Origin of the sequence: Elioraea tepida (assembly GCF_019203965.1) — a bacterium.
Taxonomy (GTDB): domain Bacteria; phylum Pseudomonadota; class Alphaproteobacteria; order Acetobacterales; family Acetobacteraceae; genus Elioraea_A; species Elioraea_A tepida.
The window spans coordinates 766291-792498 of record NZ_CP076448.1 but is presented as its reverse complement, the minus strand read 5'-3'; the positions used below and the strand labels follow the sequence as shown (position 1 = coordinate 792498).

Annotated in this window: 27 protein-coding genes and 1 tRNA gene; 3 read left to right on the top strand and 25 right to left on the bottom strand. The window is 70.4% G+C overall.

Features of this window, described 5'->3' with window-relative positions:
• The first annotated feature begins 301 nt into the window (after positions 1-301).
• Complete coding sequence (locus KO353_RS03775; protein ID WP_235692017.1) at positions 302-1051, top strand: IS5 family transposase; 750 nt, start codon at positions 302-304, stop codon at positions 1049-1051.
• A 621-nt stretch (positions 1052-1672) separates the two neighbouring features.
• Here KO353_RS03775 and KO353_RS03770 read toward each other — a convergent pair.
• The 5 genes from KO353_RS03770 to KO353_RS03750 all read right to left on the bottom strand — a co-directional run bounded on the left by KO353_RS03770 (position 1673) and on the right by KO353_RS03750 (position 3725).
• Positions 1673-1748 (bottom strand) — tRNA-Glu (locus KO353_RS03770).
• A gap of 69 nt (positions 1749-1817) precedes the next feature.
• A complete protein-coding gene (locus KO353_RS03765) occupies positions 1818-2864 on the bottom strand; it encodes a threonine aldolase family protein (RefSeq protein WP_218286420.1) in 1047 nt (348 codons plus the stop codon).
• On the bottom strand, positions 2819-3016 hold the full coding sequence (locus tag KO353_RS03760) for a DUF2256 domain-containing protein (protein ID WP_218286419.1): 198 nt from the start codon (positions 3014-3016) through the stop codon (positions 2819-2821). The genes KO353_RS03765 and KO353_RS03760 overlap by 46 nt, the downstream gene beginning before the upstream one ends.
• A gap of 8 nt (positions 3017-3024) precedes the next feature.
• Positions 3025-3423 (bottom strand): Mov34/MPN/PAD-1 family protein, encoded by a 399-nt coding sequence (locus KO353_RS03755; protein WP_218286418.1) that lies wholly within the window; start codon positions 3421-3423, stop codon positions 3025-3027.
• Entirely contained in the window at positions 3420-3725 is a 306-nt protein-coding gene (locus tag KO353_RS03750) for a hypothetical protein (protein WP_218286417.1), read from the bottom strand. The genes KO353_RS03755 and KO353_RS03750 overlap by 4 nt, the downstream gene beginning before the upstream one ends.
• Before the next feature lie 21 nt (positions 3726-3746).
• On the opposite strand from KO353_RS03750, the gene KO353_RS03745 reads away from it, so the two are divergent.
• Complete coding sequence (locus KO353_RS03745; protein ID WP_235692016.1) at positions 3747-4751, top strand: RluA family pseudouridine synthase; 1005 nt, start codon at positions 3747-3749, stop codon at positions 4749-4751.
• 224 nt (positions 4752-4975) lie between these two features.
• Positions 4976-5857, top strand: a complete 882-nt coding sequence (rpoH, locus tag KO353_RS03740; RefSeq protein WP_218286416.1) for an RNA polymerase sigma factor RpoH — start codon at positions 4976-4978, stop codon at positions 5855-5857.
• A gap of 313 nt (positions 5858-6170) precedes the next feature.
• Here the strand turns inward: rpoH and KO353_RS16650 are convergent, their stop codons facing one another.
• The 20 genes from KO353_RS16650 to KO353_RS03650 form a co-directional block, all read right to left on the bottom strand.
• On the bottom strand, positions 6171-6299 hold the full coding sequence (locus KO353_RS16650) for a hypothetical protein (RefSeq protein ID WP_268906208.1): 129 nt from the start codon (positions 6297-6299) through the stop codon (positions 6171-6173).
• Positions 6296-6748 (bottom strand): phytanoyl-CoA dioxygenase family protein, encoded by a 453-nt coding sequence (locus tag KO353_RS03735; protein WP_218286415.1) that lies wholly within the window; start codon positions 6746-6748, stop codon positions 6296-6298. Before KO353_RS03735 ends, KO353_RS16650 begins: the two co-directional genes overlap by 4 nt.
• On the bottom strand, positions 6709-7041 hold the full coding sequence (locus tag KO353_RS16275; protein WP_328774498.1) for a phytanoyl-CoA dioxygenase family protein: 333 nt from the start codon (positions 7039-7041) through the stop codon (positions 6709-6711). Before KO353_RS16275 ends, KO353_RS03735 begins: the two co-directional genes overlap by 40 nt.
• A gap of 1 nt (position 7042) precedes the next feature.
• Positions 7043-7180 carry a hypothetical protein gene (locus KO353_RS16270; RefSeq protein WP_235692015.1) on the bottom strand — a complete coding sequence of 46 codons (138 nt, stop codon included), beginning with the start codon at positions 7178-7180 and terminating at the stop codon, positions 7043-7045.
• Positions 7181-7443: 263 nt separating this feature from the next.
• Complete coding sequence (locus KO353_RS03725) at positions 7444-8856, bottom strand: methyl-accepting chemotaxis protein (protein ID WP_218286414.1); 1413 nt, start codon at positions 8854-8856, stop codon at positions 7444-7446.
• A 99-nt stretch (positions 8857-8955) separates the two neighbouring features.
• Complete coding sequence (locus tag KO353_RS03720) at positions 8956-9525, bottom strand: hypothetical protein (RefSeq protein ID WP_218286413.1); 570 nt, start codon at positions 9523-9525, stop codon at positions 8956-8958.
• A 4-nt stretch (positions 9526-9529) separates the two neighbouring features.
• Positions 9530-11521 (bottom strand): serine/threonine-protein kinase, encoded by a 1992-nt coding sequence (locus KO353_RS03715; RefSeq protein ID WP_218286412.1) that lies wholly within the window; start codon positions 11519-11521, stop codon positions 9530-9532.
• Between the two features lie 70 nt (positions 11522-11591).
• Positions 11592-12881, bottom strand: a complete 1290-nt coding sequence (locus KO353_RS03710) for an adenylosuccinate synthase (protein WP_218286411.1) — start codon at positions 12879-12881, stop codon at positions 11592-11594.
• Positions 12882-12884: 3 nt separating this feature from the next.
• Complete coding sequence (locus KO353_RS03705) at positions 12885-14018, bottom strand: ATP phosphoribosyltransferase regulatory subunit (RefSeq protein ID WP_235692014.1); 1134 nt, start codon at positions 14016-14018, stop codon at positions 12885-12887.
• 8 nt (positions 14019-14026) lie between these two features.
• Positions 14027-15619, bottom strand: a complete 1593-nt coding sequence (gene serA / locus KO353_RS03700; protein WP_218286410.1) for a phosphoglycerate dehydrogenase — start codon at positions 15617-15619, stop codon at positions 14027-14029.
• Between the two features lie 5 nt (positions 15620-15624).
• Positions 15625-16803, bottom strand: coding sequence for a phosphoserine transaminase (locus tag KO353_RS03695; RefSeq protein WP_218286409.1), 1179 nt, complete (start codon positions 16801-16803; stop codon positions 15625-15627).
• A 93-nt stretch (positions 16804-16896) separates the two neighbouring features.
• Positions 16897-17751 (bottom strand): PhzF family phenazine biosynthesis protein, encoded by an 855-nt coding sequence (locus KO353_RS03690; RefSeq protein ID WP_218286408.1) that lies wholly within the window; start codon positions 17749-17751, stop codon positions 16897-16899.
• Positions 17752-17838: 87 nt separating this feature from the next.
• Complete coding sequence (gene moaA / locus KO353_RS03685; RefSeq protein ID WP_218286407.1) at positions 17839-18828, bottom strand: GTP 3',8-cyclase MoaA; 990 nt, start codon at positions 18826-18828, stop codon at positions 17839-17841.
• Positions 18829-18960: 132 nt separating this feature from the next.
• On the bottom strand, positions 18961-19773 hold the full coding sequence (locus tag KO353_RS03680; RefSeq protein ID WP_218286406.1) for a VOC family protein: 813 nt from the start codon (positions 19771-19773) through the stop codon (positions 18961-18963).
• 7 nt (positions 19774-19780) lie between these two features.
• On the bottom strand, positions 19781-20860 hold the full coding sequence (locus KO353_RS03675; protein ID WP_218286405.1) for a malate/lactate/ureidoglycolate dehydrogenase: 1080 nt from the start codon (positions 20858-20860) through the stop codon (positions 19781-19783).
• A 99-nt stretch (positions 20861-20959) separates the two neighbouring features.
• Positions 20960-21718: an SDR family oxidoreductase gene (locus tag KO353_RS03670; protein ID WP_218286404.1), complete on the bottom strand. Its 759-nt coding sequence runs from the start codon at positions 21716-21718 to the stop codon at positions 20960-20962.
• 2 nt (positions 21719-21720) lie between these two features.
• On the bottom strand, positions 21721-22824 hold the full coding sequence (locus KO353_RS03665; protein ID WP_218286403.1) for an ABC transporter ATP-binding protein: 1104 nt from the start codon (positions 22822-22824) through the stop codon (positions 21721-21723).
• A gap of 8 nt (positions 22825-22832) precedes the next feature.
• Positions 22833-23732, bottom strand: coding sequence for a carbohydrate ABC transporter permease (locus KO353_RS03660; RefSeq protein ID WP_218286402.1), 900 nt, complete (start codon positions 23730-23732; stop codon positions 22833-22835).
• Position 23733: 1 nt separating this feature from the next.
• Positions 23734-24690, bottom strand: coding sequence for a carbohydrate ABC transporter permease (locus KO353_RS03655; RefSeq protein ID WP_218286401.1), 957 nt, complete (start codon positions 24688-24690; stop codon positions 23734-23736).
• A 61-nt stretch (positions 24691-24751) separates the two neighbouring features.
• Entirely contained in the window at positions 24752-26107 is a 1356-nt protein-coding gene (locus tag KO353_RS03650; protein WP_218286400.1) for an ABC transporter substrate-binding protein, read from the bottom strand.
• Between the last annotated feature and the right edge of the window lie 101 nt (positions 26108-26208).

Genomic DNA, 26208 nt, shown 5'->3' with positions numbered 1-26208 from the left:
AGATCCCTTCGCGTCATTCCAGACGCTACCGTTTTCCAGTGAGTCAGCCAGGTCGGTGCGGGCCGGTCAGCGTCGCAGAAGGGCGGTGCTGCCAGGCCCACCGCGTCGGCGTAAACCACATGCGGTGGCACGCGATTATTGTGCTGTCGGAGCGCTGCACCCCTTCCGTATCCTGCAACGTTCCGACTTGTAGAAATCGTAGACTGCGGATGGCCGTTATGGTCACCCTAGGCTCAGGACCCATTCATCTGCTTGCGGCGACGCGGGCGGGCGTGATTCTGAACGGGGCGGAGGTGCCCTCATGTCCGTCCTGTTCCTGCTCACCCCGGCGCAGATGCGGCGCATCCGGCCGCACGTCCCGCTCTCGCACGGCATCCCGCGCGTGGACGACCGGCGCGTGCTGAGCGGCATCATCTTCGTCATCCGGGGCGGCCTGCGCTGGCGCGACGCCCCGCCGGGCTACGGCCCGCACAAGACCCTCTACAACCGCTTCGTCCGCTGGAGTGTTCAGCCGCATCTTCGCCGCCCTCGCCGGCGAGGCCGGCGAGCCCGACCGCCTAATCATCGACAGCACGCACCTGAAGGCCCACCGCACCGCGGCCAGCCTCCTCAAAAGGGGGCGCCTGATCGGTGCATCGGCAGAACCAAGGGCGGGCTGAACGCCAAGCTCCACGCCGTCTGCGACAGCCAAGGCCGCCCCGTCGTCATGATGCTCTCCGCCGGGCAGATGAACGACCAGAAGGGCGCCAACATCCTCGCCCCACTCCTGCCGCCGGCGCGCGAGCTGATCGCTGACCGCGGCTACGACAGCACCCCGTTCCGCGCCGCGCTCGCCGAGCGTGGCATCGCCGCATGCATCCCGACCAAGAAGAACCGCAAGCAGCCCATCCCCTACGACAAGGCGCTCTATCGTCAGCGCCACCGCATCGAGATCGCCTTCCGCCGCCTCAAGGATTTCCGACGCATCGCGGCTCGCTACGACCGATGCGCCACCATCTTCTTCGGCGCCATCACCCTCGCCGCCATCGTCACCTTCTGGCTCGGACAATGAGTCCTGAGCCTGGTAGGCAAGTTCCGGTAAAACAAACACTCGAGACAGCTACAACTCTTCCGTGCAGCACCTTCATGAGGCGTCTTCTGTAATCGCTCCGTGTTCCCGGCTGTTTCTGGTGTGTCTTCGCATGGAAGGCCTGTGAGGGAGCGGGAAGGGCACCGCGACGGCCCATCATCCGTCGAGAACGGGCGCCTGATTGTTCGACTTGCCTTGGGAGCATACCGTTCCGCTCTCGAACCGGCGTCGCCTTCGGGTGGGATAGCGCAATGATTGCAAACGCATCACGTGCGCTCCCCTGCGTGATGCTCAGCCGAAGCAGGCCTTTGGCGGCGTGGCGATGCGGACGGGATCAGGGCGACCCGGCACCAGCCCCGAACCCGGATCGCCAGCGGGACGGGCTGGTTCCCTGAGCCCGCGCTTTTTCGGGGGCCGATGTCTGACACGCGCGCGGACCGAAGAATGGCACTACGTCCGACGGCGCGCCCGGTGGCTTCTGGAGTGGGGCCGTGAACGCGCTCGCGCCCGTCCGTTCTGGGGGCGTCGTGGCGGGGCGCTGGCCGTGCTTTCCGGAGCGCCCAAGCGGACGACGGACTGGATCGCAGGATGACGCGGATGACTTGGCGTCCCGTAGGGGATTCGAACCCCTGTTGCCGCCGTGAGAGGGCGGTGTCCTAGGCCTCTAGACGAACGGGACCCGATACGCGGGCGTATACGCGCCGCAGCCGTCGAGATCAAGCCGGCCGGCGTCGCCCTCGCGAGGGGATCACACAACCGCCTCCGGCACGGCAGCGGCAAGGAACGCCGCGACGTCGCTCTCGGCCGTGTTCCAGGCGGTGACGAAGCGCACGACGGAAGGGTCCTCCGGTCGCGGCCGGATCGAATAGCCGCGCCGCGCAAGCGCCGCGCGCACCGCCTCGGGCAGGAAGACGAACACCTCGTTCATCTCCGTCGGGTGCAGGAGCCGCACGCCCGGGATCGCCGCGAGCCCCGCCGAGAGTTTCGCCGCCATCCGGTTGGCATGGGTGGCGTTCCGCTCCGCCACGCCTCCCTCGATCATCGCGAGAAGCTGGGCCGAGAGATACCGCATCTTCGAGAACACCTGGCCCGCCCGCAGGCGGCGCTGGCCCATAAAGCGGCCGAGCTGCGCCGCGTGTGGGCCGTCGAAGATGATCACCGCATCGGCGCACATCGCCCCGTTCTTGGTGGCTCCGTAGCTCAGGATGTCGACGCCCGCGCGCCAGGTGAGATCGGCCGGCGAGCAGCCGAGGGCTGCGCGCGCGTTCTCGAAGCGCGCCCCGTCCATGTGCAGGACAAGGCCGTGGCGGCGACAGACGGCGCTGATCGCCGCGAGCTCCTCGAGCGTGTACACGGTTCCGGCCTCGGTGCCCTGCGTCACCGTCACCGCCGTCGGCGGGGCCGATTGCATCCGGTCGGGCGAGGACGAGCGAACGAGTGCGTCCACCGCCTCGGCCGAGAGCTTGCCGTGCGCCCCGTCGAGCACGAGCAGCTTGCCGCCGCCCGAGAAGAACTCCGGGGCGCCGCTCTCGGAGGTGTTCACATGCGCGTTGCGATGGCAGATCGCCGCACCCGGCGGCGGCATGGCGGCGGCGAGCGAGAGCGCGTTCGCGGCGATCCCGGTCGCAACCGGGTGGACCGACACGCGCGCCTCGAAATAGGCACCAAAGGCCCCGGCGAGCTGCGCCGTCGTCTCGTCCGCACCGTAAGGGGCGGCATCGCCCCGGTTTACGGCGAGGATCGCGGCGATCACCTCATCGCAGACCGCGGTGACGTTGTCGCTCCGGAACAGCATCGCTCTCCCTTCCTCTCGCGCCCACGCCGCGCCCGGCAGGCCTCGGAGCAGTAGCGTACCTCGTCCCACACCTTGGCCCACTTCCTGCGCCAGGAGAACGGCCTGCCGCAGACGGCGCAGGGCTTCGAGGGCAGGTCGCCCTTGCGGCGCATCCCGCTCCTCAGGCGAGCTCGAGCGGAAGCGGCGCGAAGCCGAGGCCCTCGCCGAGGGGCAGCCAGGCCGTGGTCGCGTCCCCGGCGGTGATCAGCCACACGAGCCCGGCATCCCAGGCCCCGGCCGCGTCGCGCGCCGACGGCGTCGGCCCGCCGCGCGGGTGGCTGTGCCAGACGGCGGCCACGGCGCGCGTGCTCCGTTGCAGGCGGAGATGAAGGGCGGCGTCGATCTCGAACGACCCCTCGCCGGCGGCGAGATTGCGCGAGGGGGCGAGCCCGTCGAGCAAGAGCACGCCGCCCGCGCGCCGGCCGGTGAGCAGCCCGCAGGCCTCGCGCGGCAGGGCGGCCGCGGCAAGCCGCGGCAGGGCGGCGGCGACCGACCGCTCGAGGCGAACGGTGCCGATCATCGCCCCTGCGCCCCGGCTGGCGGAGCCTCCGGTACCAGCGTGCCGACCACCCGCCCGCGCGTCGCCTCGACGAAGACGATCCGGTCGGGGAGGCCGCCGCCAGTCACGTGAACCGCGAGCCGCTCGCCCACGCTCGCCACGCCGACGATCCGCGTTCCCGGCGGCTGGTCGAGGCTCGCCTCGATCGGCATGGTGGCGGCCGAGCGCGACGACAGACGGTTGGCGATGACGATCGCGAGCATAATAGAGGCGATGACGATCATCACCCCCATGACGATCACGGCAGCCTTCAGGGCGCGCATGGCCTCCTGGACACTCCCCGCATGACGGCCGGTACGGAGCCGGCCGAGCGTGAGATGGTGGCCGATGGTGGCGCCGCAAACCAGCGGCTCGACCGCTGGCTCGCCTCCGTCGTGGCGGAGCTGTCGCGGTCGCGCATCAAGGCGCTGATCGAGGCCGGGCACGTCCGGCGCGATGGCGCGACCGTCCGCGACCCCGCCGAGCCGGTCCGCCCCGGGGCGCGCTACGTTCTGGCCGTTCCTCCCCCCGCACGGGCGAAGCCGCTGCCGCAGCGGATGGACCTCTCGATCCTCTACGAAGACGCGGATCTGATCGTGCTCGACAAGCCGGCAGGGCTCGTGGTGCACCCCGCTCCGGGAAACCTCGAGGGCACGCTCGTCAACGCCCTGCTCGCCCATGCCGAGGGCGAACTCCCGGTGATCGGCGGCGAGGGGAGGCCGGGAATCGTGCACCGCTTGGACAAGGACACGTCCGGGGTGATGGTCGTCGCCAAGACGGACCGGGCGCATCAGGGGCTCGCCCGAGCCTTCGCCGCGCGCGCGCTCGAGCGCACCTATCTCGCCCTCGCCTGGGGCGTTCCGGGAGAGCAGGCCTTCCGGATCGAGGCGCCGATCGGCCGCCACCCGGTCGATCGGAAGCGCATGGCGGTGGTGCCGCGCGGCCGCCCGGCCGCGACCAGGGTCAGGCTTCTCCGCGCCCATGGCACGGCCGTCTCGCTGCTCGCCTGCCGCCTCGAGACGGGGCGCACCCACCAGATCAGGGTCCATCTCGCCCATGCCGGCCACCCGATCGTCGGCGACCCGCTTTATTGCCGGCGCCTTCCCGCCGCTGCCCGAAGCCTCCCGGCCGAGCTTGCGGCGAGGCTTGCGGGCTTTCCCCGCCAGGCGCTGCATGCCGCAACCCTCGCCTTCGCCCACCCCGTCACAGGCGCGCTGCTCCGCTTCGAGACGCCACCTCCGCCCGATCTTGGCGCGCTTGTGAACGCTCTCTGGCCCGAACTGACCGAAATCCCGACCAGTTTGGTCTGATTTGTCTTGCAACACTCCGCTTCGGTCGGGCACTCTTGCGGCGTTGGCACTCCCGGGCCGAGAGTGCCAAGCCGTCAGGGGAAGGGGGCGATGGGTCGACGAGCGCCGGGATGGCGCGCCTGTTCCCCTGATCGTGATCCTGTTCGGCCCGAAACCATGCGAGGGTGCAACCAGCACAGATGGGACAAGTCCGAACGTCCCGCGCAGACGGAGGTGCATTGCCCATGGCGTCGGCCTTCGCCGTTCCAATCGCGCCGGAGGGGAACCTCACCCGGTATCTCCAGGAGATCCGGAAGTTCCCTATGCTCACGCCGGAGGAGGAGTATGCGCTCGCCAAACGCTGGCAGGAGACGGGCGATCTCGAGGCGGCGCACAAGCTCGTCACGAGCCACCTCCGGCTCGTGGCCAAGATCGCGATGGGGTATCGCGGCTACGGCCTGCCGATCGGCGAGCTGATCTCCGAAGGCAATGTCGGGATGATGCAGGCGGTCAAGCGCTTCGACCCCGACCGCGGGTTCCGCCTCGCTACCTACGCGATGTGGTGGATCCGCGCCGCAATCCAGGAATACATCCTGCACTCGTGGTCGCTCGTGAAGATGGGAACCACGGCGGCACAGAAGAAGCTCTTCTTCAACCTGCGTCGGTTGAAGGGCGAGATGCAGGCGATCGAGGACGGCGACCTTAAGCCCGAGCAGGTGGCGAAGATCGCGAAGGATCTCGACGTTCCGGAGCAGGACGTCATCCAGATGAACCGCCGCCTCGCCGCCACCGACCACAGCCTGAACGCGCCCGTGCGCGTCGATGGCGAGGGCGAGTGGCAGGACTGGCTGGTCGACGAGAGCGACAACCAGGAGGTCGAGCTCGCCGAGCGCGAGGACATGGGCAGGCGCAAGGCCCTGCTCGCCAACGCCCTGCGTACGCTGAACGAGCGCGAGCGACACATCCTGATCGAGCGCCGGCTGAAGGACGAGCCGACCACGCTCGAGGAGCTCTCGCACCAGTACGGCATCAGCCGGGAGCGGGTTCGGCAGATCGAGGTGCGCGCCTTCGAGAAGCTGCAGCGCGCGATGAAGGCGGAGCTCGCCGAGCGCGCGGCCGCGGGCTGACGCGCCGTCGATCACCGGGCTGCGCGCAGCGGCCGGGGCAACCCCGGCCGTTCCGCTGTCCGGGCCCCATCAGGGCGCCGGGCAGGGCTGTCACGAGCAGCGCGTGCGGCGTGAGCGGCGCGAGCGCGGCGCTGAGAGCACGGCTCGAAGGCGCGCCCTCCATGGCAAGACGGGCGAGTAGCATGTGGAGCGAGGCGCCGGCCATGACCAGCCGGAACCCAGCCTGGCGGATGCCGGTCGAGGTCGCGGCGCCGGTCCGAGGCGAAGCGCTTCGCGGACCCCTTGGGGACGTGCGCGGGGCAGTGGCCGCTGCTCAGCAGGCCGGCCCGGTGGTCGAGAGCCTGTGCGCCATGGGGATGGCGATCGTCCCCTGCCCGCAGGCACGGGGCGGTGCGGCGACGCCGGCAGCGGCGGAGGCGAGGCTGGTCCTGGGCCCGGTCATCCGGGGTCGTCCGTCCCCGGTCGTTGGGTGGGGTGTCGTGACGTCACCGTGGCGGCGAGCTTCCCCTTGCCTCCTGCGCCCCGCAAGACCGTCCTGAGCTGCCGGTCCACCACGGCGGCGTGGTGGGCCACCGCGTCGGGGTACAGGTCGGACACGGGTGGCCGCTCGTGCTCCCAGTGGCCGGTCGTGTCCTCGCCGCGCACCACCGTGGCGCTGCCCCTGGTGCCGTCGAGCTGGTGCACGTGCGGTGGCACGTAGCGTATGGCGAAGCCGATGCGCGGGTAGCTCGCGCGGTTCGGCGGGCTGCCGTGGAAGATGAGCACGTGATGCAGGCTCATCTCGCCCGGGGCGAGCACGAGGTCGATCGCCTCGTCCTCGTTCACGGTCACCGCGATCTCCTGGCCGCGGCTCAGCATGTTGGTCTCGGCGAAGGTGTCTGTGTGCGGCACCAGGGCACGTGGTTTCCGGCGATCACCCGCATGCAGCCGCTCTCGGGAGTCGACGGCGTGAGCGCGAGCCAGGCTGTGACCACGTCCGCGCTCGAGAGGCCCAAGTAGGTGCCGTCCTGGTGCCAGGAGACGAAGGCCGGGTCGCCCGCGCGCTTGTGGAAGAACTGGCTGCCCCAGCAGAGGATGTTCGGCCCGATCACGCTCTCGACCGCGTCGAGGATGCGCGGATGGCGGATCAGCCGGTCAATCCAGGGGAAGAGCAGGTGAGGCTTCTGGTTGTTTCGCCCGTCCAACCTACCGCCGAGCATCGCCTCGGTGGCGTCGAGCCGCGCGCGCCTCTGCCACCTCCTCGGGATCGAGCGCAGGCAAAGGGCAGAGATAGCCGTTGTCGCGGTAGAACGCGACTTGCGCGTCGGTGAGCTGCCCAGCCATGGACGTTCTCTCCTCCCGACCGCTCCGAGATCGATTTGGCCGACAGAATAGGCACCGCCTTTCCGCCCCTTCAGGGCGGATCGCGGGCAGCCCGCATCCGGCCGCCCTGTTCCCGCTCGTCGCAGCCGCCCGGCTTGGCTCGCGCCGGCGGCGGGACCGCGCCTCGTCCCTCGCCTACGAGACCGATCGCGACGTCGGGCCGGCGACCGGCGGGCAGAAATGGCCGAACCGGCGACACGGGCCGAGGCGCGTCGTCTCCGCGCTCACGCGGCGAGGCGCTCGCGTCCCGAGCCTCGGTGAAGCGTCTCGAGAAGCCGCATCACCTCGGCCGACGCCGCCTCCACCTTCGCGATCTCGTCGAGCGCCTCCGCCGTCCGGCCTTCGGCGAACAGACGGGCAGCCTCCTTGCCATGGGCGTGTACCTGCCGGTGCGGCTCCTCGAGCTCGGCGAAGGCCGGATCGCACCGGAACGGTTTCGAGCGGTCGCCGTAATACCATTTGCCGAGCCGGCAGGAGCGGTGGTCGGCGAGCTCGTCCGCCTTGAGCTTCAGCTGCCCCGTCGCCATCGCGACCAGGCGACGCTTCCACATCACATGGTCGGCCTTGGCGAGGATGATCACCTTCTCCGGGAACTCTGCCGACGCCGCCACCTGCAACTGGCGTCCGAGCGCAGCGTCGAGCTTGTCGAACGACCCGGCCATGGCCGCGACGGCCTCCGATGTCTCCCGGGCCATGGCCGCCACCTCGGTGATGTTGCAAGCGATCTCGTCGGTTGCCTGCGACTGCTGCGACACGGCAACGGCGATCTCGCGGATGCTTCGGCTCGCCGCGTCGATGCGCTCGCCGGCCACCTGCACCTCGTCGCCGAGCCGTTCCATCCGCGTCCGGCCCTCGCGCGCGTGCTGATCGCACCGCGCCATGCTCTCCACCACGGACGCGACCTGCGCCAGCAACGCGTCGATCCGACGGCGTATGTCCTCCGTCGCCTGCGCCGTCTGCTGGGCAAGCGTCTTGACCTCCTTGGCGACAACGGCGAAGCCGCGCCCCGCCTCGCCGGCGCGTGCCGCCTCGATGGTGGCGTTGAGGGCAAGCAGGCGCGTCTGGACGGCGATCCGTTCGATCGCGCCGACGATGCCGCCGATCTCCTTCGAGGCCTCGCCCAGCCGGCGCACTTCCTCGGCGTTCCGCTGCACGAGCCGGGCAAGATCGTCGATCGCGGTGATGGTGGCGCGGGTCTCGCTGATGCTCGAGCGCATCGAGGCTTCGGCGGCTTCCGCCGCCTCGGCTGCGGCGCTCGCGGCCTGGTCGATGCTCGAGACCGTCGCCACCATCTCCTGGGTCGCGGCCGCCATGGCGGCGGCGCGTTCGCTGACGACGCTCGCCGGCGCAACGAGGCGTGCGGCGACGATCCCGAGCTCGTTCGCCCCGATCGCCGTCTCGACGATCGCGGAGGTGTTCTCCGCCGCGGCCCTGGCGAGGGCTTCGGCGAGGCGTTGGCAGGGGCCGTAGGCGGCGCCGGGCGGCGGCTCCACCCCGAACTCGCCGCGTGCCATCGCGCCGAGAAAGCGGTCGAGATGCTCCTCTCCGCCGGCCTCGCCCGCGCCTAGGCCGCCAAGCGGTGTGACGTTCTCCTCGCCGATGCCGAATGCGTTGCGCAGCCGTTCCAGCTTGCCCATCTGCCATCGCCTCCGTGGTAGCGTGGTCGCGGATCGTTACGCGCAGGTGTTAATTGACCGTGACTGGGGTCGCGGGTCGGAACGGAGGGGAGACGGCGCTTACCCTCGGCCTGCCTCGCGGCCGCCTTGCTTCGTCTCCTGCGCTTTTGCCTCGGTCAGCCGAGCCGCCCGGGCGGCGAGCCGGTTGGCTTCCGCCACCACCTCGTCGCCCCAGAGTGCGCGCAGCTCGTCCTGCCGCGCCTCGAGGAGCTTCATCGTCGTTGCCGCGCGCGCCTCGAGCACCGCGAGAACGGCGTAGGGGAGGGAGCGCGCGAGCAGGAAGCCGAAGGCGGCGGCTCCGTAGGCAAGGGCGAGCGTTCCCGGGTCGCCAAGCAGGGAGGCGAGCGCCCGCAGGTCATGCTCGCCGAGCCACAGAGCCTTGAGCGCCGGCATCAGCCCGGCGAGGTTGAGATAGAGCACCGGGCGGGCGGTCATCTTGTCGGGGTCGCTGTCGCTCGCGAAGGCCGCTGCCGCCGGGAGAAGGCCGACCAGCAGGAGAAGCCCCGTCGGCAGTGCGACGCCGAGCGCGAGCCCGGTTCCAAGACCAAAGGCCCAGAAAGCCCAGCGCGCCCGGCGGCCGGAGCGCCGGCCGGCCTGAACGGGTGCTGGCTTCGCTGCCGCGTTCGCCATCGGCTTAGCCTCCCGCGAGGAGGAGGACGGTGCCGCCGAGCAGCGTCAGCGATACCGCCTGGGCGGCGAGCCCGCCCACCCGCGCCGCCTCGGCGCGGCGCAACGGCGCCTCGGCCTGGAGTGCGACGCCGGCCGCGGCCGCGCGGGCGAAGGTCGCGGCCGCTTCGGCGAAGCCTGCGCGGTCCTCCGCCCGCGCCGCCTCGCCGTCGAGCACCTCGAGGAGCTGGGCGAAGTCGCCGCTCGCCGCCGCCTCGGGCAGCGCCTTCTCGACGCGCGCCCGCGCCGCCTTGGAGTGCCAGGTCGCCACCGCTGGCGCCGCGAGTGTGGCCACCCAGCGCGCGAGATTGGGGAATTTCGCCCCCCTCTGAAGCCGCTGCAGGCGCGCGAAGACCGCGACGGTGGCAAGCCCTGCCTCCTCAGGACGCCCGGTGTCGCCCGCGGCCGCGAGCAACAGATCGATCGACCCGTCCATCGCCGCGCCGATGAACGCCGCCACATGCCGGTCAAGCGGGGTCGGTGCGCCGCCGCCGGGCGGAGACCCGGCAGCGGCGGCCTCGAGCGCAGCGAGAAGGGCAGGCAGGGTGGCGGCCCCGCTGCGGCGAACCAGAGGCGACAGGCAGGGCAGGCCGGGGTTGAGCTGGTACAGCAGGCGCTCGCGCCCGGCGCCGAGAACGCGGGCACGGGCCTGGGCGCGGACGAGCCGGCCTATCTTGTCGTGCTCGATCATGCCCGGCCGGTCGAGATGCTCGGCGGCGTAGCGGCTGATCGCCTGCGCCTCGATCATGTCGGCAAGATCGCGCTGCCGCTCGGCGGAGGGCTGCGCCGTGGCATAGGCCTCCGCGAGCACTGCGCCGAGGCCATCCGGCATCAGGGCGAGGCCGCGCCACCAGAGTGGCGCCTGCGGGTCGAGGACGGCGAGGATGCGCGAAAGGAGGAGATCGCCGTCAGAGTCGACGCCCGTCGGCTCGGCGTCGAGGAGCTCCCGCACCCGCTCGGCGAGAGGCTGGTCGGTGAGCGCGCGCTCGAGCCAGGCGAGCAAGGCAGGGGAGCGGACGGCGCGAACGCCCTCCTGCCAACGCCCCGCCATCGCGAAGGCGAGGCTGCGCGAGTCGAGCACCGGCTCGCCGGCGAAATCGAACGGGCGCGTGGCCTTGCGCACGGCGCGCGCGGTGTAGGGACGGGCACGGGCGCCGCCCGGCCAGAGAGCGATCTCGTCGAGCCCGGGCCTGAAGCCCGGGTCATCGGACAGGAGCCCCCGCAGCAGCGTGGCGACCGAGGCCGGAAGCCGCGCGTTGCCCACGAGCGCAGCGAGGCTGCCTCGCTCGAGCCTGAGCCGGATTCCCGCCCGGTCGTCGAGGCCGGCGAGCGGCCACTGGCCGGTTGCGAGCGCAAGCAGGGTGACGCCGAGCGCATAGAGATCGTCCTCGAGCGTCCCCTCGCCCTTGCCGGCGGGCACGCACATGGCCATCCCCGGCGGCTCGAAGGCGGCAGGCTGGCAGAACCCCGGCGGCAGGGCGAAGGCCTCGCCCACGGTGACCGGCCCGCCCGCGACCGGGCGGAACAGATTGTCGGGCCGTATGCCGCGATGGGTAAGGCCACGGTCGGCGAGTTCGGCAAGAACGCGCGCCACTGGCTTGGCGACGTTCTGGATCAGGTCGGTCTCGCGCAAAGGGCTGCGGCGTTCGCCCGGGCTCATCAGGGGCGGGCCTGGCGGCAGCGGATAGACGATCCAGCGCTGCGGCCCCTCCTCACCGCTTCCCGCAAGCCCATGCCCGAGCGGCACGAGCAGGTTCGGAAGCGCATCGGCATCGGGAAGGCGGTCGATCACCCGCAGACGCGGCGGGTGGTGCGTCCGGCACCGGACGGCGAAGCCGGCGGGCCCCTCGCCGCGCGCCGGCCGTGCGGCGAAGGCGGCAAGCCCGCCGCCGACGAGCCCGGGCACGCTCCGCCCTGGGTCCACCAGATAGCCCGCGATCTCGATCTCGCGCCCCGCCACGCCACGCTCCCGCACCCGAGCCAGCGCATGCTGCCGCGTGGATGGTTAAGGAGGCGTGAACGGCAGCGCCTCAGCCGGCGAAGGGGTCCTTCACGAGGATCGTGTCGTCGCGATCGGGGCTCGTGGACAGGAGAATCACTGGCGCCTCGACCAGCTCCTCGATGCGGCGGACGTACTTGATCGCCTGGGCCGGAAGCTCGGCCCAGCTCCGAGCCCCGCGCGTCGAGCCGGACCAGCCCTCCATCGTCTCATAGATCGGCGTGACAGCGGCCTGGGCGCCCGGAGCGGCCGGCAGGTGCCTCAGCGTCTCCCCTCCGAGCCGATAGCCGGTGCAGACCTTGAGCTCGGCAAGTCCGTCGAGCACGTCGAGCTTGGTGAGCGCGAGCCCCTGGATCCCCCCCACCTTCACCGCCTGGCGCACCAGCACGGCATCGAACCAGCCGCAGCGTCGCCGCCGCCCGGTGACGGTTCCGAACTCGCGCCCGCGGTCGCCGAGCAGCATGCCGGTCTCGTCCGTGAGCTCGGTCGGGAACGGGCCGGAGCCGACGCGCGTCGTGTAGGCCTTGGCGATGCCGAGAACGGTGCCGATCGCCGCCGGCCCGATGCCTGAGCCGGAGGCGGCGGTCGCGGCGACCGTGTTCGACGAGGTCACGAACGGGTAGGTGCCGTGGTCGACGTCGAGCATCACCGCCTGGGCGCCCTCGAAAAGGATCCGCTGCCCGGCGGCGCGGGCGGCATCGAGCCGCTGCCACACCGGCTCGGCGAAGGGCAGGAGCCGATCCGCCAGATCGATCAGTTCGGCGTAAAGCGCCTCCTTAGAGAATATTTCAGAACCAAGGCCTTGAAGCAAAGTATTGTGATGGAGCAGGAGCTCATCGAGCTTCGCCGATAGCGTCTCCGGCTCGGCGAGGTCACAAAGGCGTATCGCTCGCCGCGCCACCTTGTCCTCGTAGGCCGGGCCGATTCCGCGCCCCGTGGTGCCGAGCTTGCGCTCCCCGCGTGCCGCCTCGCGCGCGCGGTCGAGCGCGGGGTGGAGCGGCAGGATCAGCGGCACGTTCTCGGCGATCCTGAGATTGTCGGGGCCGACCTCGAGGCCCTGGGCGGTGACGCGGTCGATTTCGGCAAGCAGTGCCCTCGGATCGAGCACAACGCCATTGCCGATGATCCCGAGCTTGCCGCGGACGACGCCGGAGGGCAGGAGGCTCAGCTTGTAGGTCTCGTTGCCGACGACGAGCGTGTGGCCGGCGTTGTGGCCGCCCTGGAAGCGCACGACGATGTCGGCCCGACTCGCCAGCCAGTCGACGACCTTGCCCTTGCCTTCATCGCCCCACTGGGCGCCGATCACCGCGACATTCGGCATCTGTCACACTCCTTCGAGCGGGACGGCGCCGTCCTCGGTGGCGAGGTGTGTGCAGGCGAGTCGGCGCGCCTCGGCGGCAGCATCGGCGACCGGCCCGAGGGCGGCGACGGTTGCGAAGCCCTCGGCACGCAGGAGAGGAGCGCGCGCCGCGAGCGAGAGCGGCACGAACACACGCGGCCGGCGGGGCCGCGGCGGTGCGGCGCGCAGCGCGGCATCGGGGTAGAGCGTCACCCCGGTCGCCGGCTCCTCGCCGGCGAGATAGCCCCCGCCGCGGCCGAGCTCCTCCGCGAGAGCGGCGGAGAACACGGTGAACGCGACGCCGCGATGGTAGCGGAAGCCGCGGAACTCCAGCGGATCGGCGGTCAGCGCAAGCCCTGGAGAGCGCGCCCGCACCGCTGCCACCGTCCGGGCGAGACGCTCGGCGAGTGCCCGCGCCCGGGGCGGGAGCGGCGAGGCCGAGAGCGCCTCGAGAGCCCGGTCGGCCGGGCCGGCGGCGTGCAGGAGTTCGTCGAGCACGTCGGCGAGCGGGCCGGCGAGCAGGGCGACCTCGGCTGCGTCCTTCCGGTCGAGCGCATGGCGGAGCGCCGCCTCGCGCTCGGGCGGAACGGAGAGGGTGGCGAGCAGCTCGTCGGCAAGCGTGGGCAGGGTGAGGTCGAAGCTGACGGCGGGAACGCCGAGAGCGGCCAGCGCCTCCGCCGCCACAGCGATCACCTCGGCGTCGGCCTCCGGAGCGTCGGCGCCGATCAGCTCCACCCCGGCCTGCGCCATCTGCCTTACCGGCCGGAGTTCCGAGCCGCGCACCCGAAGCACCTGGCCGTTGTAGGAGAGACGAAGCGGACGCGGCGCCCGGGCAAGCCGCACGGCGGCGATTCGCGCGACCTGAGGCGTGATGTCGGCGCGCAGGCCGAGCATGCGCTGGCTCACCGGGTCCATCAGCCGGAAGGTCTGCTCGGCGGTCGCCGCGCCTGTGCCGGCGAGCAGGCTCTCCTCGAACTCGAGCAGCGGCGGCTTGACGCGCTCGTAGCCGTGCGCGGCGAACACCCCGAGCATCGCCTCGATCGCTGCCGCCTCGGTCTCCGCCTCGGGGGGCAGGACGTCGACGAAGCCGGCCGGCAGGAGCGAGGGATGAAGGCTCAAGAGGCGGCTCAGAACCCGAGCGGGGTCGCCTGCACCACGAGCGGCAGGGCACGCACCGCGGCGAGCACACTCTCAGGCACCGGCTCGTCGACCGAAACAAGGCAGATCGCATCGCCGCCCTTCTCGGCGCGGCCGAGATGGAGGGTGGCGATGTTGATTCCGGCCTCGGCGAGCACGGCCCCGAAACGGCCGATGAAACCCGGCTGGTCCTTGTTGGTCACGTAGAGCATGTGGTGGGCGAAGTCGGCTTCGACGGGGATGCCCTTGATCTCGACGATCCTGGGTCTGTGGCCAGCGAACAGCGTGCCTGCCACGCCGCGCGTGTCGCGATCGGTCGTGACCGAGATGCGCACCAGCGTCTGATACTCGGAGGGCCGGTCATGCACCGTCTCGGCGACCTCGATGCCGCGCTCGCGCGCCGCGACGGGAGCGTTCACCATGTTCACGCCCTCCATCAGCGGGCCGAGCAGGCCGGAGAGAGCGGCGGCCGTCAGCGGCTTGTGGTTCAGCGCCGCCGCCTGGCCCTCATACTCGATCGTCACCTTGCGGAAGCCGCCGTCGCGCGCGACCGAGAGCTGCCCCGCGAAGGCGCCGAGGTTTCGGCAGAGCGCCATGTAGGGCGCAAGCCGAGGCGCTTCCTCGGCCGAGACCGAGGGCATGTTGATCGCGTTCGCCACCGCGCCGGTGAGCAGGAAGTCGCTCATCTGCTCGGCGATCTGCAGCGCGACATTCTCCTGCGCCTCGGTGGTCGAGGCGCCGAGATGCGGCGTGCAGACGACGTTCTCGAAGGAAAAGAGCGGATTGTCGGTCGCGGGCTCGGTCTCGAACACGTCAAGCGCCGCACCCGCCACATGGCCAGAGCGGAGGGCAGCGGCGAGATCCTCCTCGACGATCAGCCCGCCGCGGGCGCAGTTGATGATGCGCACGCCCTTCTTCATGCGCGCGATCGCCCGCGCGTCGATCAGGTTCCGCGTGGCCTCGGTCAGCGGCGTGTGCAGCGTGATGATGTCGGCTCGGGCGAAGAGTTCAGGAAGGTCAACCTTCTCGACGCCGAGCTCGAGCGCGCGCGCATCCGACAGGAAGGGATCGTAGGCGATTACCTTCATCTTCAGCCCGATCGCCCGGTCGGCCACGATGGAGCCGATATTGCCGCAGCCGATCACGCCGAGCGTCTTGCCGAACAGCTCGGTGCCCATGAAGCGGTTCTTTTCCCACTTCCCGGCCTTGGTGGAGGCGGAGGCCTCCGGGATCTGACGCGCGAGCGCGAACATCAGGGCGATCGCGTGCTCGGCCGTGGTGATGGCGTTGCCGTGCGGCGTGTTCATCACGACGACGCCGCGCGCCGTCGCCGCTTTGACGTCGATGTTGTCGACACCGATCCCGGCGCGGCCGACCACGCGCAGACGCTTCGCCTCGGCAAGAAGCTCGGCCGTCACCTTGGTGGCGGAGCGGACCGCGAGCCCGTCATAGCCGCCGATGATGGCGCGAAGCTCCGCCGGCGCGAGGCCGGTCTTGACGTCGGCCTCGATGCCGCGGGAGCGGAAGATCTCCACCGCCGCGGGGGAGAGCTTATCGGCGATCAGGACGCGGGGGGTGGTCATCGCGCTCACTCCGCTGCCTTCGCCTCAATCATCGCCACGCCGACCGTCTCGGCCGCCCAATCAAGCCAGGGCAAGGCCGCCTCGATGTCGGAGGTTTCCACGGTCGCCCCGCCCCAAAGCCTCAGGCCAGGAGGCGCATCTCGATAGCCGCCGGCATCGAGCGCGACACCTTCCTTCTCGAGTAGGGAGGCGATCCGCTTCGCCGCGTCCGCCTGACGCTCCGCAGGCAGAGCGACGAACCACGGCGCGGTGATCGAGAGGCAGATCGAGGTCGGCGAGCGCGTCGCCGGGTCAGCCGCGAGGAAGGCGTAGTTCGGCGTCCGCTCGACCCAGACCGCGACGGCGGCGAGGTTCGCCTCCGTGCGCGCGATCAAGGCCGGCAGCCCGCCGATCCTCTCCGCCCAGGCGAGGCCGTCGAGCGCGTCCTCCACACAGAGCATCGAGGGGGTGTTGATCGTCTCGCCTCGGAAGATTCCCTCGCTGAGCTTGCCCCCCGAGGTGAGGCGGAAGATCTTCGGCAGCGGCCAGGCGGGGGTGTGCGAGAGCAGGCGCTCGACCGCGCGCGGGGACAGCGCGAGCATGCCATGCGCCGCCTCGCCGCCGAGCACCTTCTGCCAGGACCAGGTGACGACATCGAGCCTGTCCCACGGCAAGGGCATCGCGAAGGCGGCGGAGGTCGCGTCACAGATGGCGAGGCCTTCGCGGTCAGGCGCGATCCACTCCCCGTTCGGCACGCGCACGCCGGACGTGGTGCCGTTCCAGGTGAAGACGACGTCGCGCGACCAGTCGACCGAGGCGAGGTCGGGAAGCTGGCCGTAAGGGGCGCGGAGCACGCGGTGCTCGAGACGCAACTGCTTCGCGATATCCGTCACCCATGCTTCGCCGAAGCTCTCGAAGGCGATCGCGTCCACCTTCCGTGGCCCGAGCAGGCTCCACAGAGCCATTTCCACGGCCCCTGTGTCGGAGGCCGGCACGATGCCGAGGCGCCATTCTGCGGGCATGCCGAGGAGTGCCTTCGAGCGGTCGATGACTGCGGCAAGCCGCGCCTTCGGTTCCTTCGCCCGGTGGCTTCGGCCGACGAGGGCGCCCTCGAGCGCGGCAAGTGACCAGCCGGGACGCTTGGCGCAGGGGCCCGAGGAGAAACGCGGGTTGCGGGGGCGCACCGAGGGTGCGGTGATGACCATGAGAGCCTCTCCCTTCCAGAAGAGAAGCGCCCCGGTGGGGGGGCGTGACCCGCGGCGACGGCTACACCGGGAGGGCGCGACTGCGCAAGCGGCTCACGGGGGAAGCAGGATCTCGCCCCGCGCGTAGAGCCGGGCCGTGCCGCCGAGCCGCACGCGATCGCCCGCAAGCTCGCACAAGAGCATGCCGCCACGCCGCGAGGCCTGGCGGCAGACGAGCGTGCTCCGCCCAAGCCGCTCGGCCCAGAGGGGCACAAGCTGCGTGTGCGCCGCGCCCGTCACCGGGTCCTCGGGGATGCCCACCTTGGCGGCGAAGTAGCGGGAGACGACATCGACGCCGCCCGAACCGGGAGCGGTGGCGATGGTCCGGGCCGGGCCACGCCCGCCACCTGCGGCGGTGGCGATGACCGAGGAGCCATCGGGCGCCGTCTCGGTGTCGGGCAGGGCGGCGATCAGCGCGTGGTCGGGCGCGAGCGCCTCGACCGTCGCCGGATCGTCGAACAGGCAGATCCAGTCCCTCGCCTTCCATACCTCGCGCGGCGTGGCGCCGAGAGCGCGGGCGAGCGCCTCCGGCGGGTGCGGGACGGGACGCGGCGGGTCGGCGGGGAAGTCGAGAACGAAACGATCCGCCTCGCGATCGACGCCGAGCGTGCCCGATCGGGTGGCGAAGGCGAAGGGCGGCGACTCGCCGACGTCGGTCGCGAGCACGAAGGCGGTGGCGAGCGTAGCATGCCCGCACAGGGAGACCTCAGTGGTCGGCGTGAACCACCTCAGGCGCCAGCCCGAGCCTTCGCGGGCGAGGAAGGCCGTCTCGGAGAGGTTGTGTTGGGCTGCCATCGCCTGGAGCGTTGCTTCCGGCAACCAGTGCTCGAGCGGCACGACGGCTGCGGGGTTCCCGGCGAAGGGCCAGTCGGCGAAGGCATAGACGACGTAGAGCGGAAGGCGCGGCATGCGCGGGGTCGGCCTGGAGGGTGGACGTCGGAAACCCGCACGGGACCGGCCGCCTGCGCCCGGCGCGGTGCGCGGACGGCCGCCGGCTCAGCCGCCGGTGACGCTCATGTGGCGGGCGACGGCGGGCTTGGCACCGCGACGCTCGATCACGAAGTCATGGCCCTTCGGCTTGCGCCCGATCGCCTCGAGGATGGCCTCGCGCAGGTCCGCGTCGGTCACGCCGGGCCGGCGGAGAACGCTGCGCAGGTCGGCCTGGTCGTCCTGGCCGAGGCACATGTAGAGCGTGCCGGTGCAGGTGAGACGCACCCGGTTGCAGCTCTCGCAGAAATTGTGGGTGAGCGGCGTGATGAAGCCGAGCCGCCTACCTGTCTCGGCCACCCGCACATAGCGTGCAGGGCCGCCGGTGCGATAGTCGATCTCCTCGAGCGTCCAGGTCTCGGCGAGGCGGCGGCGGACGAGGCTCAAGGGGAGATACTGGTCGGTCCGGTCCTCGCCGATCTCGCCGAGCGGCATGGTCTCGATCAGGCAGAGGTCGAAGCCGTGCTCGCCGCACCAGGCGATCATCCGGTCGAACTCGTCCTCGTTCACGCCCTTGAGCGCGACCGCGTTGATCTTGATCGCAAGTCCCGCCGCCTTGGCGGCGAAGATGCCATCGAGCGTCTTCTCGATCCTGCCCCAGCGTGTGATGGCGGCGAACTTCGCCGGGTCGAGCGTGTCGAGGCTGACATTGATCCGCCGCACTCCAGCCGCGCGAAGCACCTCGGCGTAGCGGGCGAGCTGCGTGCCGTTGGTTGTCACCGTGAGCTCGTCGAGCCCGCGCCCGAGCCGCGCGCCGAGCGACCGGAACAGGGTCATCACGTCGCGGCGCACGAGCGGCTCGCCACCCGTGAGGCGAATCTTGCGCACGCCAAGCTCGATGAACGCGCCGCAGAGCCGGTCGAGCTCCTCGAGGCTCAGGAGATCGGCCTTCGGCAGGAAGGTCATGTCCTCCGCCATGCAGTAGACGCAGCGGAGGTCGCAGCGGTCGGTCACCGACACCCGGAGATAGGTGATGGAGCGGCCGAAGGGGTCGATCATGGGCGTTCCATCGTCGTGGTTCTGCTTGCTTCCCGGACGCGGCGTAGTCCCCCGCGTCATATAGGCTGGAGCGGGCGATATGTCCAATCTGTCATGTCGCGCTGGACCGGGCGCGTGTCGGACCCGTGCGCTTCAGGCCCGAACGAAGCGGAGGGAGACGCCGTTCGCCGCCTCGGGCGGGATGCTGAGCGCTGCCCCCTCGCGCGATGGCACGATCCCGCCGGCAGCGAGCGCAGCTTCGGCCACTGCGAGGTCGCGCACGCGGATCGCGAGGCCCTCGATGCCGGGCAGCCTCCCTTCGAGCGACGCGAAGAGAAGAACGGCCCGGCCGGTCTCGACGGCAGGCCTCCCCGACCGGGCGGTGACCGCGCGCCCGACCAGCCGGGCCGTGGCGGCCGCCGTGGCCTCTGGATCTTCGGCGCGAATGGTGATGCTCTCGATCGCGACCGCTCCGTTCGGATGCTCGGTCGATCCCGGCGGCCAGGTGGCGCCCGGTGCAAGATGGCGGCAGAAGAACAGGCGGAAGCCGGGCGAGACCTCATCGCGGAGGTGCACAACGTCGAACCGTGCCTCCACGGCGCCGGGGCCGGGCAGGGCGACGGCGCGGCCGAAATGCTGCACTGCCATCGGCGCGCCCTCGCGCGCGGCGACCTCGCCGGCCGCCGCCGCCGCATCGAAGGCGCGCAGCGCGACGGCAATCAAGCCCTCGCCGGCCGTGGCGAGCCGAGCGACCCATTTCGCGCTCGCCTCCGTCTCCGCCACAACGCCGAGCAGCTCGACATAGTCGTCGGCGAGCATGATCGTGTGGTTCGCGGTTCCCATGTGCGTGGAATGCACCCCGCGCGGCGTAGTGCGGAACCCTAAGCGTTCCCAGGCCACGCGCGCGGCCGCGAGGTCGCGCACCAGCACGATGCAGTGATCGACACCCCCGATCGCGCCCGCCATGGCGGCCTCACGCAGCGCGCGGGATGGCGCCGCCCTCGAGGCCGAGAGCTTCGGCCGTCGCGACGATCGTGGCCCAGGCGTCGTCGGGCAGGGGGATGCCGTTCGCGGTCCGCTCGGCGCGCGAGCGTGCCTCCGGCTCGCCGGGGATCAGCACCTCTCCGCCCGGCTGCGCCGGCCGGGAGGACTTGTAAAAGGCGATGTAGCGCTCGGCGCGAGCAACCAGCTCCTCGACCGGGCCGATCACGTCGGGGCGAAGGTAGAAACTCATCATGCCGTTGGTGATCCTTCCCCGTTCGCCCTCGCGCGGCCCGCACGTGCCGTTGCCGGTCAGCGCTCCGGCGAGGATCTCGCACATGAAGGCAAGGCCTGAGCCCTTGTGCAGCCCGAAGGCGCGGATCGCTCCCTCGCCCTGCTCGGGGTTGCGGTCCGGGCCGTGGCCGTAGAGTGTGGCCGGGTCTCCGGAGAGGGTGCCGTCGGGGCGGATCAACGCATCGGGGGGAAGCTTCTTACCGCCGCGGCTCGCCACGAGCACCTTGCCTTCCGCCACTTGGCTTGTGGCGAAATCGAGGATCAGGGGGCGCTCGGGCAGGGGAACGCCGATCGCGAAGGGAGCGGTGGAGAGACGCCGATCGACCCCGCCGAAGGGGGCGACGAGCAGGCTGCCCTGGACGTTGACGAAGTGGATCGAGATCAGGCCCTCGGCGGCAGCCATCTCCGCCCAGTCCCCCGCCCTGCCGAGATGGCCGCTGTTGCGCAACGCCACGGCGGCGAGGCCCATCGCCTTCGCCTTGTCGATTCCGATCTGAACCGCGAAGGGCGTGACGGTTTGGCCGAAGCCGAACTTGCCGTCTACCACCGCGATCACCGGCGTGTCTGTCACCACCTCGGGAGTGACGCCGGCGATGACCTTGCCCTCCTTGAGCCACTGAACATAGCGCGGCACGCGCACCACGCCATGGCTGTCATGGCCGGCGAGGTTCGCCTCGACGAGATAGCGCGCGATCCGCTGCGCCTCCTCGGCCGACGTCCCGGCGCGTTCGAAGATCGTCGCGACGAAGCCGCGCAGCGTGCCCGCATCGATGAGCATGGTCGTTTCCCGCCTTCCGTTGCCCGCACCGGACCCCGCGGGCAGGCAAGCGCGGGGAGAGCGAGGCGTCAACCCCAACCGGTCCCCTCCTCGGGCCGTTTAGCCCTGGCCCGCGCGCGCCATCTCGGCGAGATAGCCTCGGTTCGCCGTCGGGCTGATCAGGATCTCGTTGATGCAGGCATGCGGCGGCATCGTCACGGCAAACAGCACCGCCGCAGCGACGTCCTCCGGCTGCAGCATCCTCGCGCGCAGCTCGGGCGAGAGCTTGACGGGCCGCAGATCGAGGATCGGCGTGTTCACCTCGCCGGGCTCGATCACGGTCGATCGCACGCCCGCGCGGCACTCCTCGAGATTGATCGTGTGGCTGAGAGCGACGAGCCCGTGCTTCGCCGCGACATAGATCGGGCCGGAGATGTGGCCGATGAAGCGCCCCGCCCAGGAGGCAATGTGGACGATGCTGCCGCGGCTCTCCCTGAGCGCGGGAAGCGAGGCCTGGGCGACGTAAGCCGGCGCCTTCAGGTTGGCGTCGATCAGCGCCGAGATCGTCTCGGGCGTGAGCACCGCCCAGGCCCGCTCCGGGGCGTTCAGCCCTGCATTCGAGACGACGATGTCGAGCCGCCCGAACGCCGCGAGCACGGCATCGCGCGCCGCGGCGACCTGGGCGGCATCGGTCAGATCAGCCGGCGCGACGACGGCGCGGTCGCCGATCATCGCCGCCGTCTCCTCGAGCGGTGCGCGGCGCCGGCCCGTGAGCGCGACCCGCGCCCCTTCGGCGGCGAGCGCGACAGCGCTGGCGCGGCCGATGCCGCTTCCCGCCCCGGTGACCCAGGCGGTTTTGCCCGCGAGACGATCGGCCATGCTCAGAGGACTTTCCCGCTGTCCTTGTCGATCAGGTGCATGTGGTCCATGTGGGCGGCGAGCGCCATCGGCGCGCCGGCCTCGGCTCCCGCCGCCGGATCGACGCGGCCGCACACGCTCGTGCCGTTGATGTGGAAGTGCACGAGCGTCTCCATGCCCATCGGCTCGATCACGTCGAGCGTGACGGTGATCGGGGCGAGGTTGCGCTTGTCGATCCGCGTCGCCTCGGTGAGGTGTTCGGGGCGGATGCCGAACAGGAGGTTCCGGTTCGCGTGCGGCGCGTAGCGCTCGGTGCGCTCCGGCGGAACGGGAAGGGCGAGCTCGTCGTCGAGCCGGACGAGAAGACCGCCGCCGCCCGCCCGCTCGAGCCGGGCGGGGATCATGTTCATCGCCGGGCTGCCGATGAAGCCCGCGACGAAGATGGTTGCGGGGTTGCGGTAGAGCTCATTCGGCGGCCCGACCTGCTCGATCACGCCGTGGTTCATCACCACCACGCGGTCAGCGAGCGTCATCGCCTCGACCTGGTCGTGGGTGACGTAGATGGTCGTGGTCTTGACCGTCTGGTGCACCTGCTTGATCTCGGTGCGCATCTGCACGCGCAGCTTCGCATCGAGGTTCGAGAGCGGCTCGTCGAACAGGAACACCTTCGGGTCGCGCACGATCGCGCGGCCCATCGCGACCCGCTGGCGCTGGCCGCCGGAGAGCGCCTTCGGCTTGCGGTCAAGGAGTTCGCCGATGCCGAGGATGCGCGCTGCCTTGTCGACCCTCCGCCGTATCTCGTCGCGCGGGAAGCCGCGGAGCTTGAGGCCGAAGCTGATGTTGTCGAACACGCTCATGTGCGGATAGAGAGCGTAGTTCTGGAACACCATGGCGATGTCGCGGTCGCGCGGCGGGATATCGTTCACCACCTCGCCGCCGATCGCGATCTCCCCGCGCGTGATCTCCTCGAGCCCCGCGATCATCCTGAGTGTGGTCGACTTGCCGCAGCCCGAGGGGCCGACGAGCACGACGAACTCATGGTCGGCGATCTCGAGGTCGATCCCCTTCACGGCCTGGACGCCGCCCTCGTACTCCTTGACCACGCCGCGGAGAGACACCTGCGCCATCGCGCGACCTACCCCTTGGTTGCGCCGGCGGTCAGACCGGCGATGTAGTAGTCCATCAGGAAGACGTAGACGACCACCGGCGGCAGCGCCGCGATCAGCGCTCCCGCCATGATCTGCCCCCAAGCGAAGGTGTCGCCGCGCACGAGCTGGCTCACAATGCCGATCGTCAGCGGCATCTGGTCGGGGCGCGTGATGAAGGCCGTCGGGTAGACGAAGGCGGCCCAGGAGACGGTGAAGGCGAAGATGGTTGCGGCGACGATGCCCGGCAGCGCCACGGGGATGAAGATCTTCATCAGCATCTGCGGCCAGGTCGCACCGTCGATCAGCGCCGCCTCGTCGAGCTCGCGCGGGATCGAGGCGAAATAGCCGATCATGATCCAGGTGCAGAACGGAACCGTCAGTGTCGGATAGACGAGCACGAGGCCCCAGATCGAGTTGAGCAGGCCGAGGCCGCCGACGATCTGGTAGAGCGGGATGAAGAGCAGCGTGTCGGGCACGAGGTAGGTGAGGAACACGCCGGTGGCGAGGGTCTGGCTGCCCCAGAACCGCATCCGCGAGAGCGCGAAGGCGGCGAGCACCGAGATCACCATCGTCACGGTCACGACCACCACCGTGACGATGATGCTGTTCTTGAAGAAGGTCAGGAACACCGGGTTGCCGATGATCGCGGCATAGTGCTCGAGCGTGGGGCTGCGGACGATCCAGGGGTTGAGGGTTTGGTCCGCCATCTCGGCATTCGTCTTGATGCTTGTGACAAGCATGTAGAACGGAGGGGCGAGGAAGATGATCGCCGCGAAGATCAGCGAGGCATACGACAGCCTAAGCGCCCAGAGCCGCTCGCGGTGCAGGCTCCCCACCCTTCCGTAGAGACGCGGGAAGTCGCGGTTCGCGGCCGCCGCTTCAGCCATCTCAGGCCATCTCCCGGGCACGGCGAGTGACGCCGCGGAGGATAAAGAAGGCGGCGATCGCGAGGATCGGCAGCATGAAGAGCGAGACCGCGGCGCCGCGCGGCAGGTTCCCGGAGAGGATTCCCACCTGGAACGCGTAGGTCGCGAAGAGATGCGTGGTGTCGCGCGGGCCGCCATTGGTGAGCACGCGCACGATGTCGTAGTTCGCGAAGGTCACGATCAAGCTGAACAGAACCGTGATCGCGATGATGTTGCGCATCATCGGCAGGGTGATGAACCAGAGCCTCTGCCACGACGTCGCGCCGTCGATCGCCGCCGCCTCGTAGAGCTGCTCGGGCACCGATTTCAGCGCCGCGAGATACATGATCATGAAGAACGGTGCGCCATACCACACGTTCACCATGATCACAGCGATGCGCGCCCACCAGGGCTGGCCGAGCCAGGGCACGGGCGGGAAGCCAACCACAGTGAGAAGCCAGTTGATCGAGGAATAGGAGGGGTCGAACATCCACCACCAGCCGAGAGTGGACAGAGCGGGCGGGATCACCCACGGGATCAGCAGCATGCCGCGCCACTTCCTCTGCCCCCTGGTCGGGATGGTGTGCAGCATGTGCGCGAGCCAGAAGCCGATCAGCGCCTTGAACAGCACGGCAGTGATCGCGAAGAAGCAGGACTGCCAGATGATCATCCGGAACGATTCGGACTCGATCAGGAACAGGTAGTTGTCGAGGCCGATATTCGCCGTCATCCGGCGGTTCAGGGTGGAGAGGTAGATCGCCCAGGCGGCCGGATAGGCCACAAGCCCCGCGATCACGAGGATCAGGGGGAGGGTCATGACGAAGGCGATGGTGGAGCGCCGGCGCGCCAGCCGCTCGAGCGAGGAGACGCCGCGCGACCGCCCGAGAGGTCGCGCAGCCACAGCGGCAGGGATCGCCTTCGCGGTTCCGTCCGGTGCCATCGTCACCCCTGACGCGCGAGAACGCCGGCCTTCCCGCGAGGCCGGCGCCCTGCCCGCGTGTTCAGCCGCGCGCGAAGTTGCGCAGTTCGCGCTCGGCCCAGGCGAGAGCCTGGTCGACCGTCATCCCTCCTTGCGCGATCCGCGCGATCAGCCCGGTGTTGAGGCCCTGGGTGTAGGCCTGGACCGCGATCTCGGGCGGAGCGGGAGCGAAGGCGACGGAGGTGCGGGCATTGTGGTGCGGCCTCAGCGGGTAGTTGTACACCACGCCCACGGGCGGGCCCTCGGTCTTCCACACCGCGAAGTCGTTCATGCTCTCGAAGGGCGGGATATCGTAGCCAGCGCTCGTCGAGGTCTGCTTCTCGGCCGACTCGCGCTCGGAGAGGAACTCGAGCAGGGCCTTCGCCTGCGGAATGTTCCGGCTAAAGTTCCAGATTCCCCAGAAATATGGGAGGTATGGGGTGAAGCGCCCCTCTGGCCCTGCCGGCATCGGGAAGGTCCAATACTGGTCGAAGCCCGCCATGTTGTCGCGCCGCGCCACCGCATAGGCCGAGGGCGGGTTGAAGATGAGAGCCGAACGGCCGCCTTGGATCGCCCGGTTGTTCGAGGCGTCGTCCCATGCCCAGACGTCATTCGGCAGGAACTTCGCGAGCCGGACCATGTAGTCGACCGCAGCGCGCAGCTTCTGGTTGCCACGAACGGTCGGCTTGCCTTCGGCATCGAGCATCGACGCGCCGAAGCTCGCGAACAGGGCGCCAACCCAGTCCACCGCGTCGGAAAAGCTGCTCATCGGCAGGCCGAAGGGCACGCCGGCGGCATGGCACTTCTCGGCCGCGACCAGGAAGGTGTCCCAGGTCCAGTTCTCGGCTCCCGGCCCGACACGGTCCTCGGCCGGCCACATCTCGCGCGGGTCGATCCCGGCATGCTGCTTGAGGAGGTCGATCCGGCCGAGGGACGGCTTCATCTGCGTGCCCGACACGGCAGGGATGGCGATCCACCTCCCGTCGCGCTTGGCGAGATATTCCGCCGCCGCCGTGACCTTGCCGTACTTGGCGATCAGCCGGTCCATCACGTCGTTGACGGGCACGAGCTGGTCGGCATAGGCCGCCGGCTGCCAGGTCGGGAAGGAGAGGATGTCGTGGCCCGAGCGGCTCTGCGCCTGGGCAGCGATCGTAAGCTCGTTCTGCCGGCCGACCGAGGTGATGAAATCGACCTGAACGTCCACCCGCTCGCGCTGGCCCCAGGCGGCGCAGAGCTCCCGGAGCGCGCCATTGCCCGCCGGAACCCAGTGGTCCCAGAAGCCGCAACGCAGCGTCACCCGAGGCTGGCCGTGAACAGCGGGTGCCGCAAGCACGCTCGCGGCGATGCCGCCGACGCCTGCCTTGAGCGCCGAACGGCGCGACAATGTTGCCTTGGTCATCCCCATCTCCCTTGCCTGCCCTTTGTTGGTTCCGCCCTGCCGATGCTGCGGTGCAGCGTCCCCGGGAGCGGTTGTTCGATCGACGAGAGTAATGGCGTCGC

What these genes read in the sequence shown, in the direction of transcription:
- KO353_RS03775 (WP_235692017.1), top strand. Translation starts at nt 302, where the DNA reads ATGTCCGTCCTGTTCCTGCTCACCCCGGCGCAGATGCGGCGCATCCGG.
- KO353_RS03765 (WP_218286420.1), bottom strand. Translation starts at nt 2,864, where the DNA reads ATGCTGTTCCGGAGCGACAACGTCACCGCGGTCTGCGATGAGGTGATC.
- KO353_RS03760 (WP_218286419.1), bottom strand. Translation starts at nt 3,016, where the DNA reads ATGCGCCGCAAGGGCGACCTGCCCTCGAAGCCCTGCGCCGTCTGCGGC.
- KO353_RS03755 (WP_218286418.1), bottom strand. Translation starts at nt 3,423, where the DNA reads ATGATCGGCACCGTTCGCCTCGAGCGGTCGGTCGCCGCCGCCCTGCCG.
- KO353_RS03750 (WP_218286417.1), bottom strand. Translation starts at nt 3,725, where the DNA reads ATGCGCGCCCTGAAGGCTGCCGTGATCGTCATGGGGGTGATGATCGTC.
- KO353_RS03745 (WP_235692016.1), top strand. Translation starts at nt 3,747, where the DNA reads ATGACGGCCGGTACGGAGCCGGCCGAGCGTGAGATGGTGGCCGATGGT.
- rpoH (WP_218286416.1), top strand. Translation starts at nt 4,976, where the DNA reads ATGGCGTCGGCCTTCGCCGTTCCAATCGCGCCGGAGGGGAACCTCACC.
- KO353_RS16650 (WP_268906208.1), bottom strand. Translation starts at nt 6,299, where the DNA reads ATGACCGGGCCCAGGACCAGCCTCGCCTCCGCCGCTGCCGGCGTCGCC.
- KO353_RS16270 (WP_235692015.1), bottom strand. Translation starts at nt 7,180, where the DNA reads ATGGCTGGGCAGCTCACCGACGCGCAAGTCGCGTTCTACCGCGACAAC.
- KO353_RS03725 (WP_218286414.1), bottom strand. Translation starts at nt 8,856, where the DNA reads ATGGGCAAGCTGGAACGGCTGCGCAACGCATTCGGCATCGGCGAGGAG.
- KO353_RS03720 (WP_218286413.1), bottom strand. Translation starts at nt 9,525, where the DNA reads ATGGCGAACGCGGCAGCGAAGCCAGCACCCGTTCAGGCCGGCCGGCGC.
- KO353_RS03710 (WP_218286411.1), bottom strand. Translation starts at nt 12,881, where the DNA reads ATGCCGAATGTCGCGGTGATCGGCGCCCAGTGGGGCGATGAAGGCAAG.
- serA (WP_218286410.1), bottom strand. Translation starts at nt 15,619, where the DNA reads ATGACCACCCCCCGCGTCCTGATCGCCGATAAGCTCTCCCCCGCGGCG.
- KO353_RS03695 (WP_218286409.1), bottom strand. Translation starts at nt 16,803, where the DNA reads ATGGTCATCACCGCACCCTCGGTGCGCCCCCGCAACCCGCGTTTCTCC.
- KO353_RS03690 (WP_218286408.1), bottom strand. Translation starts at nt 17,751, where the DNA reads ATGCCGCGCCTTCCGCTCTACGTCGTCTATGCCTTCGCCGACTGGCCC.
- moaA (WP_218286407.1), bottom strand. Translation starts at nt 18,828, where the DNA reads ATGATCGACCCCTTCGGCCGCTCCATCACCTATCTCCGGGTGTCGGTG.
- KO353_RS03680 (WP_218286406.1), bottom strand. Translation starts at nt 19,773, where the DNA reads ATGGCGGGCGCGATCGGGGGTGTCGATCACTGCATCGTGCTGGTGCGC.
- KO353_RS03675 (WP_218286405.1), bottom strand. Translation starts at nt 20,860, where the DNA reads ATGCTCATCGATGCGGGCACGCTGCGCGGCTTCGTCGCGACGATCTTC.
- KO353_RS03670 (WP_218286404.1), bottom strand. Translation starts at nt 21,718, where the DNA reads ATGGCCGATCGTCTCGCGGGCAAAACCGCCTGGGTCACCGGGGCGGGA.
- KO353_RS03665 (WP_218286403.1), bottom strand. Translation starts at nt 22,824, where the DNA reads ATGGCGCAGGTGTCTCTCCGCGGCGTGGTCAAGGAGTACGAGGGCGGC.
- KO353_RS03660 (WP_218286402.1), bottom strand. Translation starts at nt 23,732, where the DNA reads ATGGCTGAAGCGGCGGCCGCGAACCGCGACTTCCCGCGTCTCTACGGA.
- KO353_RS03655 (WP_218286401.1), bottom strand. Translation starts at nt 24,690, where the DNA reads ATGGCACCGGACGGAACCGCGAAGGCGATCCCTGCCGCTGTGGCTGCG.
- KO353_RS03650 (WP_218286400.1), bottom strand. Translation starts at nt 26,107, where the DNA reads ATGACCAAGGCAACATTGTCGCGCCGTTCGGCGCTCAAGGCAGGCGTC.